We start from the raw sequence: 8,039 nt of genomic DNA on the forward strand, positions 1-8,039 counted from the left end.
ACGGGAGTCACGATGTCCGATCCCACGCCGTTCCCCACCGACCCGATGAAGGCCGAGGGTACCGACCCCGACCTGAGCAAGGATGACGACTCGCGTCAGGCATCCGGCACAGCAGACGACGACCGCCCCGACGACCGCGAGCCCACTCACGACGAGCAGATGCGCGACCGCAGAGCAGCCGAGCAGCAGGACTTCGGCGAGAAGTACACGAACATCGACTGATGGCCGCGTCGCCGGCGCACCGATGGTGCGCCGGCGTCCTCACGACGTGCCGCGGCCCGACTTCTGCTGCAGACGCTCGATCTGCTCGGATGCCTGGGCCTTATTGAGGTCACCGGGCAGCTCCTCGCCGGCCTCGCGAGCGAGGGTGTCGAGGTAGCTCCGCTGGGGCGCGGTCATCGGCTCATCGCCCGTGACCCAGTCGGACGGATCTTTCGCCGCGGGGTTCTGCGGGTCTTCGGCGCCGAGGGTCTCTTCGGAATCATTGGTGTCAGACATGCGGCGAGCGTACGCCGCGTCACCGACACCCCGAGCGGGATTGACAATCGCCTCTGTCATCGGCGCCGATGTCGGCGCCGCCCGTCACAATGGCTGAGATGAGCGACGACCTGGATGACCGGCTGCGCCGGATCGGGCAGCATCCGTTCCGGGCGCGGTTCCATCTGCGCGGGCGTGACAGGGCGATCGTCGATCTGCGCGGCATCGAGACCATCCGCCGACACGCCCGCGAGATCATCGATCAGCGGCTCGCGCCGGCCGAGCCGCGCAACGACGGCAAGCAGACGCCGTACCGCGGGCATCCGGTCTTCGTCGCGCAACACGCGACCGCCACCTGCTGCCGCACCTGCCTGTCGCGCTGGCATGGCATTCCCAAGGGGCACGCGCTCACCGACGGCGAGCGCGAGTACGTCGTCGAGGCGATCAGCCGATGGATCGTCGCGGAATACTTTCCGAAGACGCCGCCGGCGTGACCCGGGAGCGCGGAGCACGAGCAGCATCCGTGGCATCCGCTCTACTCTGGAACGTCTGCCTCATCCCTGCGAGGCGCGCTCAGGAGCCGCATGTCCACCGCATCCGTCGATGACCCCGCCCGCTACCGGCCGAACCCGTCGGTGCTGACCGCGCTGAAGAGCCCGCGGATGCTGACAAGCGAAGTGCTCGCGGGTCTCGTCGTCGGTCTGGCGCTGATCCCCGAGGCGATCGCGTTCTCGGTGATCGCCGGGGTCGACCCGAAGGTGGGGCTGTTCTCGTCGTTCATCATGGCGGTGTCGATCGCGTTCCTCGGCGGTCGGCCCGCGATGGTGACCGCGGCGACGGGCGCCGTGGCGCTGGTGATCGCGCCGGTGGCGCCGACGTACGGCATCGACTACTTCATCGCGACGGTGATCCTCGCCGGGGTGTTCCAGGTGCTCCTCGGCGTGCTGGGCGTGGCCAAGCTGATGCGGTTCATTCCGCGCAGCGTGATGGTCGGGTTCGTGAACTCGCTGGCGATCTTCGTGTTCAGCTCGCAGTTCCCGCAGCTGATCGACGTGCCGTGGCTGGTGTATCCGCTGGTCGCGCTGGGAATCGCGGTGATGATCGTGATGCCGCGCATCACCAGGGTGATCCCCGCGCCGCTGGTCTCGGTGGTCATCGTCACGGGCGTCGTGCTCGCCTTCGCGATCGCGGTGCCGACCGTGGGCGATCAGGGCGAGCTGCCACGCAGCCTGCCGTCGCTGTTCATCCCGAATGTGCCGCTGACCTGGGAGACGTTCACGATCATCGCACCGTTCGCACTCGCCGTCGCGCTGGTCGGGCTGATGGAGTCGCTGCTCACCGCGAAGCTCGTCGACGAGATCACCGACACCCACTCGCGCAAGGGCCGCGAAGCGTGGGCGCAGGGAGTGGCGAACATGCTGTCGGGCGCGTTCGGCGGCATGGGCGGATGCGCGGTGATCGGTCAGACGATGATCAACGTGAAGGAGTCGGGGGCGCGCACCCGCATCTCGACGTTCTGCGCCGGCGTCTTCCTGTTCCTGCTCGTGGTCGTGTTCGGCGACTTCGTCGCGACGATCCCGATGGCGGCGCTGGTCGCGGTGATGATCATGGTCGCGATCGGCGCCTTCGACTGGCACAGCGTGCGCCCGTCGACTCTGAAGCGGATGCCCAAGAGCGAGACTTTCGTGATGGTCTCGACCGTCGTGCTCGTGCTGCTCACCCACAACCTCGCCGTCGGCGTCGTCGGCGGCGTGCTGGTCGCGTCGGTGCTGTTCGTGCGGCGAGTGGCGCACCTGGTCACCGTGACGCGTTCGGTGTCTGACGGGGTCGCCCGGTATGTCGTGGAGGGCGAGCTGTTCTTTGCCTCGAGCAACGACCTGACGACGCTGTTCTCGTACTCTTCTGACCCTTCGTCTGTGGTGATCGACCTGTCGGGATCGCACGTGTGGGATGCCTCGACCGTCGCGGCGCTGGATGCCATCGAGACGAAGTACGCCGCGTACGGGAAGTCGGTGGAGATCGTGGGGATGAACGACGCGAGCGGGGTGTTTCACGGGCGCTTGAGCGGCGGGTTCGAGTAGGGAAGAACTCACGCCTGCACGAACGCCACCGCCCGCGCCGGCGCGCCGTCGCGCTGCGACGCCTGGCCCCTGCTGACGCACTGAGCGTGCCGAAGTACCCCTAGCCCAACATGCGGCAGGCACCAGAGGTAGCGGATGCGCCGTGACAGCGCGGACGATCACCGACGCGCAGGATCAGGCTGCGATGTCGAATCGTGCTCGACCACCCCGGCGCGGCGCGCGGGCAAGGTCGACGTGTGGTGGTGGCACGAACCAGACAGTGTTGCCGTGTCCGGGTGGGTCGATGCGGATGTCCCATCCGTTGTCGTGGATGCGATGATGACAGGTCTCGCAGAGCAAGACTCCATTCGCCAGGTCGGTCGGTCCGGCGTCGCGTTGCCACCATCGAACGTGATGCGCCTTGGCCATGCCGGGAGGCAGCCCGCACATGGCGCATCCGCCGTCGCGTTCGGCGAGAGCGAGACGCTGGGCCGGGGTGAACAGCCGTCGCCTACGCCCCCAGTCGAGCACTTCACTGTCTCCGCCGAGAACGCACGGGATGATCCCGCCGTCGGCGGCCATGCGGCGAGCGGCGCTGATGCTGATCGGCTGATCAATCCCGTCGATCGTCGCCGAACCGGTGCCCGCCTGAAGGTCCTGCAGAGTCATCCGCACCACCACCGTCGCACCTGCGAGCGCGGGCGTCTGCGCGGTGCAGCCGAGCATGTGTGATCCGAACAGGCTCAGAGCGTCGGCCTGCAGCATCGGGACAGTACGGCGATCGGCATCCGGCGCCTCGGGATCCGGTGCATCCTGTCGGGCCGCGAATGCGGCGGTGACGTATCCGCGGATCGCGGTGATCACCGGGGCGGCACTCTCGGGGTCGAGCAGCGCGTTCAGGTGAACCATCCCGTCACGCTCGAACATCGTCAGTGACCGCTTGGCGCGCTGCTCTTCCGCGCGCGGCTCCACTCCGTCCGGGTCGAGCCACGCCTCGGCACGGACGATCAGCTTGCGCACGTCGTCCAGAGACAGCCCGACCGCGGCCTCAGTGAGGATCCGCTCGCCCTCGCTCGTCCGCTCAGGCCCTGCAGCGATACGGCACCGATCGAGCAGGCTGATGATGAGCCCGGCCACCTGCGAACTGACTGCACCGTCAGACAGGGCTTCCCGCACCAGCGGATAGCGCGCGGGAAGCCGATCACCGAGCAGATCCGCCCGCGGAGCCGTCGCCTCCCCAACCTTGATGAGTCGAATCGCATCCCCCGTCGAGACGCCGGTGGTCGCCGCGATGAGTTTCGCCGGCGTGCGGTACCCCTGCTGCTTGGCCAGGCTGCCTGCTCCGAGCTCAGGACGCGACTCGCGAGAGCCCTGTGCGTCAGGATGGGGTGAGACACCAGCACTGCTGACCTTCGCACTGCACGGGGCGAGAACGGACCAATACTGAGATGACGATGACGGTTGCTGACGTCGGCACCGATGATGGGGCTATGGCTCCTCGTGCTGACCGGCCCAAGAGGCGGACGTTCACCGCCGAGTTCAAAGCGGCGATCCTGGCCGAGTACGACGCCGCGGACCGCTCTGGGCGTGGGGAGATCCTGCGCCGGGAGGGCCTGTACACCTCCCACATCATCGAGTGGCGCAAGGCCGCGGCCGCCGGCTCGCTGTCCGGGCTGGGCAGCAAGCCGCGGGACCGGCGCGAGCGGGAGCTGCAGGCGCTACGGGCCCGGGCGGAGAAGGCCGAGGCCGAGCTGGCCAAGACCAGGGCGGCGCTGGACCTGATGGGAAAAGCACACGCGCTCTTGGAGACGCTCTCCGAGAGCGCGGACAAGCCGCCGCGGTCGCCGCGGTGATCAACCCGGCCGTCGACGGGCTGGCCGAGCACGTCGGCACCGCGGCTGCGTGCGCGCTGCTGGGTCGCTCCCGCGCCAGTCACTACCGGGCCAAGAACCCGCCACCGCCACGTCCACGGACACCGCGGCCGGCACCGGCGAACAAGCTGTCCGCCGCCGAGCGGGCCCACGTGCTGGCCGTGTTGACCAGCCAGCGGTTCGCGGACAAGTCGGTCGCCCAGGTCTGGGCCACGCTGCTGGACGAGGGCACCTACCTGTGCTCGATGTCCACGATGCACCGGATCCTGCGCGAGCACGACATGGCCGGGGAACGGCGCCGGCAGGCGAGCCACCCGCCCCGGACCCGGCCCGAGCTCGTCGCGACGGCGCCGGGGCAGGTGTGGAGTTGGGACATCACAAAGCTCAAGGGGCCGGAGCGGGGCGTGTACTACGACCTGTACGTCGTGCTCGACATCTTCTCCAGGTTCGTCGTGGGCTGGACCATCGCGGCCCGCGAGGACGCCGAGATCGCCAAGAACCTGCTCGAGCACGCCATGGGCATCCATGGCGTGCCGGAGGCGATCCACGCCGACCGCGGGACCTCGATGACCTCCAAACCGGTCGCTCAGCTGCTCGTCGACCTCGGGGTGGCCAGGTCGCACTCCCGCCCGCACGTGTCGAACGACAACCCTTACAGCGAGGCGGCGTTCAAGACGCTGAAGTACGCCCCGGTCTTCCCCGAGCGCTTCGGGTCCCTGGCCGACGCCGGCGCGTTCGCCGAGCAGTTCTTCGCCTACTACAACCACGAGCACCGCCACTGCGGGATCGGGCTGCACACCCCCGCCAGCGTCCACTTCGGCACCGCCGGGCAGGTCCGCGCCCAGCGCCAGGCCACCCTGGACGCGGCCTACGCCGCCCGTCCCGAGCGCTTCGGCCACCGCCGACCCCAGGCGCCCAAGCTGCCCGAGGCCGCCTGGATCAACCAGCCCTCACAGGAGGCCCTCATACAGACCGCCTGACGGAATCTGTCTCACCCGCCTTGACACTTTCCGGAGATCCCCGCGGCGACGTCGGCGTGCACGGCATCCAATCGACGCTTCACCATCCCGATAGCGCTGTCGATGGCGATCAACTGCTCACGGGTCAGATCCGTGGCATCTTCCGCCTCGCCCCACGATCGATCGAGCGACGACATCGCTTCGATCAACGGCGTGAGCTTCGACATGCACCAATAGTAGATCTGTTCGATACCCATGTCAACACTTTCTCGAATCTTTCTTCGAAAAAATTCGAGCCACCCACGTCGCGCCCCACTACCCATCGCGCCATGCCTCGACGGGATCAGCAATCAGCTGCTTTCCGAGTGCAGTGACCACGACCCGTCCTTTCACCGCCGGACGAGCCCCGCACGCCGCGCGAACGAGCCGAGCAGATCCGCCGCACTTTCGGCATCTCAGAACCAGCCACCGTGCAGAGAGACCGGCCCGGTGAAGAAGTGGTCAGCGCGCCTGATACTCGGCGCGCAGCGCCTCGCGGTTCGGCCGGGCGCCCTGCGCCAGGCGGGCGAACAGCCAAGCCGGGTCGATCTGCAGGAAGTAGCGGAAGAGGATCGCCACCGACTTCTGCGTCACCCGCCGGTCGTCGATGAGCAGCTGCACGCCGTGATCGACCGACCACACCGCGGCGGTCGCCCCGTCGACCTTCACGACCCACGACCATCCGGGCGCTCGCACATCCGGCGCCACCTGCTCGATGACGGCGCTGAGACGCATGCCCCGTCGCACGCGCACCACCGCAGCATGCGAGACGACGTCGTCGCCCGCAGCGACACTCTCACGATCGACATGCACCTCGACAGATGAACCGAACACGACCTCGAGCCTAGTTCGCGGCGGGCGCGCGGAATCGGTCGGCAGGACTGCCGGCTATCCGGCCCGTCTCTCGGCCACGATGGCCTGGCCCACCGCGTCGTTCGGGTCGAGCCTCAGCCCGATGTCGACCAGCACGATGCGCCCGCACAGCCGAGGCCCCTCACCGCGAGTGAGGCCGGCCTTGACTGCACCGAACGTCACCGTCGTCGTCGCGGTGAGCACGGCCTCGTCGGCAGCGCCGGTGTCGGCGTCGAGCCCGCTGGGCAGGTCAACGGCGGTGACCACGGCGGATGCCGGCAGCAGCGCGGTCACCGCATCGCGGGCCTGCGCCCGCAGGGCACCCCGCGCGCCGATGCCGAGGATGCCGTCGACGATCACGTCATAGACGGCCGGGTCGAGATCGGCGAGACGGATGCTGCGCGCCCCGGCACCCATCGCCGCCTGCAGCGCCTCTTCGTGCACGCGGTCGGAGGTGCGCAGGACGTCGATGGGAACCCCGCGCGTCGCGATGGCGGCAGCGGCGAACAGCGCGTCGCCGCCGTTGTCACCGGGACCTGCCAGCACCAGCATCCGCTCGGGTTGGTGCTCGGCGATCACCTCGGCGAGCGCAGTGGCCGCCCGGCGCATGAGCGGCACACCGGCGGCGAGCAGCGGCGCCTCCGCAGCCCGCACCTGCGCGCCGGTGAAGGCGGGGACGTCAAGGCTCATGCTCTCACGCTGCCGTACCGTCGGCCTCGGACTCCAGGTCTCTGAGCCGGCGGAGCTTCGCCCAGGGGTAAAAGGCGATCCACATGACCGACGCGATCGAACCGCCCATGATCATCGATGCGATATCCATGTCCGCGACTGTACGCGGGAGCCGGGCGGCGGGAATCCCCCGCGAGGGGGACATCGAACGCCCCTCCTGAACACTGCTGCTTCCGCATCTGCGGAGCGCGAGCTCTCAGGTCAGGCGTTCGAACACCATCGTCGCCTGGATGCGGTCACCGCCGCCGAAGCCGGTGCTGCCCGACGAGGAGGTGGTGATCGTGTGCAGTCGATACCCGAGAGCGGCCTGCTTGTTGATCACCTTCTCGAGCTCGGTGAGATTGCCCGATCCGCTGCCGAAGAACTTCTCTTTCAGCACGACCTGCAGCACGACGTAGCTCATGCCCTGCGGCGCGGGGCGCGGCTGGGCTCCGGCTTCTGCGTCGGCGCGTGCCCGGTTGATCATCCCGTCGAGGCGGGGTTCTTTCGGAGCGGGCGGCTGCACGGAGTCGGTCCACTGCTGACCGTCCCACCACCGCATCGTTCCGGATCCGTCGTCGTACCAGCCCGCCTGTGCCTCAGCCATCCGATTTCCTCTCCCTTGTCTGGCATCCGCGCCATCTCCGTGCCACCGTAGCGTCGAGACGTGCGCGATTCCTTCCCAAAACGCATAGGGGCACGCGAGTCGCAGCACGGTAGTGCCATCCGGGTAGATCGTTGTCATTCCGCGACTTCGAATGTCACACCCGAACGCTGGTATCTGGATTAGTTGCTCCGCACGGACGACAGGAACGCCCCGGGTTCCGAGTCTCACGCCCGATCACTCCTGGGCGGTACTCGGCGTGCATGCAGAGCACTCCTGCGGCAAGCCGCCGTTGGGCAATCCGGTGCTGCGCGCACCTCCGTGAAGAGACACCCATGTCGATCCCCAACCCTCCCGCACCCGCTCAAGCCTCCCGTACCGCCCGCCGCGCCGTACGGCACGACTCCGGTCGCGCCTGCCCCGTACGCGGCCGCTCCCCCGGCGCCGTACGCGGATGCTCCCGGCCAGC

The 8,039-nt window shown here is 68.5% G+C and carries 11 protein-coding genes and 1 pseudogene; 4 read left to right on the forward strand and 8 right to left on the reverse strand.

The features are described from left to right. The first annotated feature begins 12 nt into the window (after positions 1-12). Positions 13-222 (forward strand): hypothetical protein, encoded by a 210-nt coding sequence (locus tag V2S05_RS13250; protein WP_413635908.1) that lies wholly within the window; start codon positions 13-15, stop codon positions 220-222. A gap of 39 nt (positions 223-261) precedes the next feature. Here V2S05_RS13250 and V2S05_RS13255 read toward each other — a convergent pair whose 3' ends face one another. After that, positions 262-498, reverse strand: coding sequence for a DUF3072 domain-containing protein (locus tag V2S05_RS13255; RefSeq protein ID WP_413635910.1), 237 nt, complete (start codon positions 496-498; stop codon positions 262-264). Positions 499-596: 98 nt separating this feature from the next. Here V2S05_RS13255 and V2S05_RS13260 point away from each other — a divergent pair, with 98 nt between their 5' ends. After that, the gene (locus tag V2S05_RS13260; protein ID WP_413635912.1) at positions 597-971 is read left to right on the forward strand and encodes a DUF4186 domain-containing protein; all 375 of its coding nucleotides are present in this window, start codon (positions 597-599) and stop codon (positions 969-971) included. Positions 972-1,061: 90 nt separating this feature from the next. Beyond that, a complete protein-coding gene (locus tag V2S05_RS13265; protein WP_413635914.1) occupies positions 1,062-2,558 on the forward strand; it encodes a SulP family inorganic anion transporter in 1,497 nt (498 codons plus the stop codon). A 174-nt stretch (positions 2,559-2,732) separates the two neighbouring features. Here the strand turns inward: V2S05_RS13265 and V2S05_RS13270 are convergent, their stop codons facing one another. Both V2S05_RS13270 and V2S05_RS13275 read right to left on the reverse strand, forming a co-directional pair. Continuing rightward, positions 2,733-2,987 (reverse strand): HNH endonuclease, encoded by a 255-nt coding sequence (locus tag V2S05_RS13270; protein ID WP_413635943.1) that lies wholly within the window; start codon positions 2,985-2,987, stop codon positions 2,733-2,735. A 24-nt stretch (positions 2,988-3,011) separates the two neighbouring features. Next, a pseudogene (locus V2S05_RS13275) lies at positions 3,012-3,875 on the reverse strand (DUF222 domain-containing protein); the annotation flags it as partial. 116 nt (positions 3,876-3,991) lie between these two features. On the opposite strand from V2S05_RS13275, the gene V2S05_RS13280 reads away from it, so the two are divergent. Beyond that, positions 3,992-5,388 (forward strand): IS3 family transposase gene (locus tag V2S05_RS13280; protein ID WP_370428832.1). Its coding sequence is split into 2 segments (ribosomal slippage): positions 3,992-4,328 and positions 4,328-5,388, totalling 1,398 coding nucleotides; the frame shifts between segments, so codons are not numbered across the junction. An 11-nt stretch (positions 5,389-5,399) separates the two neighbouring features. Here the strand turns inward: V2S05_RS13280 and V2S05_RS13285 are convergent. From V2S05_RS13285 to V2S05_RS13305, 5 genes are all read right to left on the reverse strand, one after another. Continuing rightward, complete coding sequence (locus V2S05_RS13285) at positions 5,400-5,624, reverse strand: hypothetical protein (RefSeq protein ID WP_413635916.1); 225 nt, start codon at positions 5,622-5,624, stop codon at positions 5,400-5,402. A gap of 244 nt (positions 5,625-5,868) precedes the next feature. Then, positions 5,869-6,240: a hypothetical protein gene (locus V2S05_RS13290; RefSeq protein ID WP_413635917.1), complete on the reverse strand. Its 372-nt coding sequence runs from the start codon at positions 6,238-6,240 to the stop codon at positions 5,869-5,871. A gap of 54 nt (positions 6,241-6,294) precedes the next feature. Then, positions 6,295-6,948, reverse strand: a complete 654-nt coding sequence (locus V2S05_RS13295) for an NAD(P)H-hydrate epimerase (RefSeq protein WP_413635918.1) — start codon at positions 6,946-6,948, stop codon at positions 6,295-6,297. Between the two features lie 4 nt (positions 6,949-6,952). Next, complete coding sequence (locus V2S05_RS13300; protein ID WP_413635919.1) at positions 6,953-7,078, reverse strand: hypothetical protein; 126 nt, start codon at positions 7,076-7,078, stop codon at positions 6,953-6,955. Between the two features lie 105 nt (positions 7,079-7,183). Then, positions 7,184-7,573: a DUF2510 domain-containing protein gene (locus V2S05_RS13305; RefSeq protein ID WP_413635920.1), complete on the reverse strand. Its 390-nt coding sequence runs from the start codon at positions 7,571-7,573 to the stop codon at positions 7,184-7,186. Positions 7,574-8,039: the final 466 nt, after the last annotated feature.

Origin of the sequence: Microbacterium sp. OR16, assembly GCF_047306725.1 — a bacterium.
GTDB lineage: Bacteria > Actinomycetota > Actinomycetes > Actinomycetales > Microbacteriaceae > Microbacterium.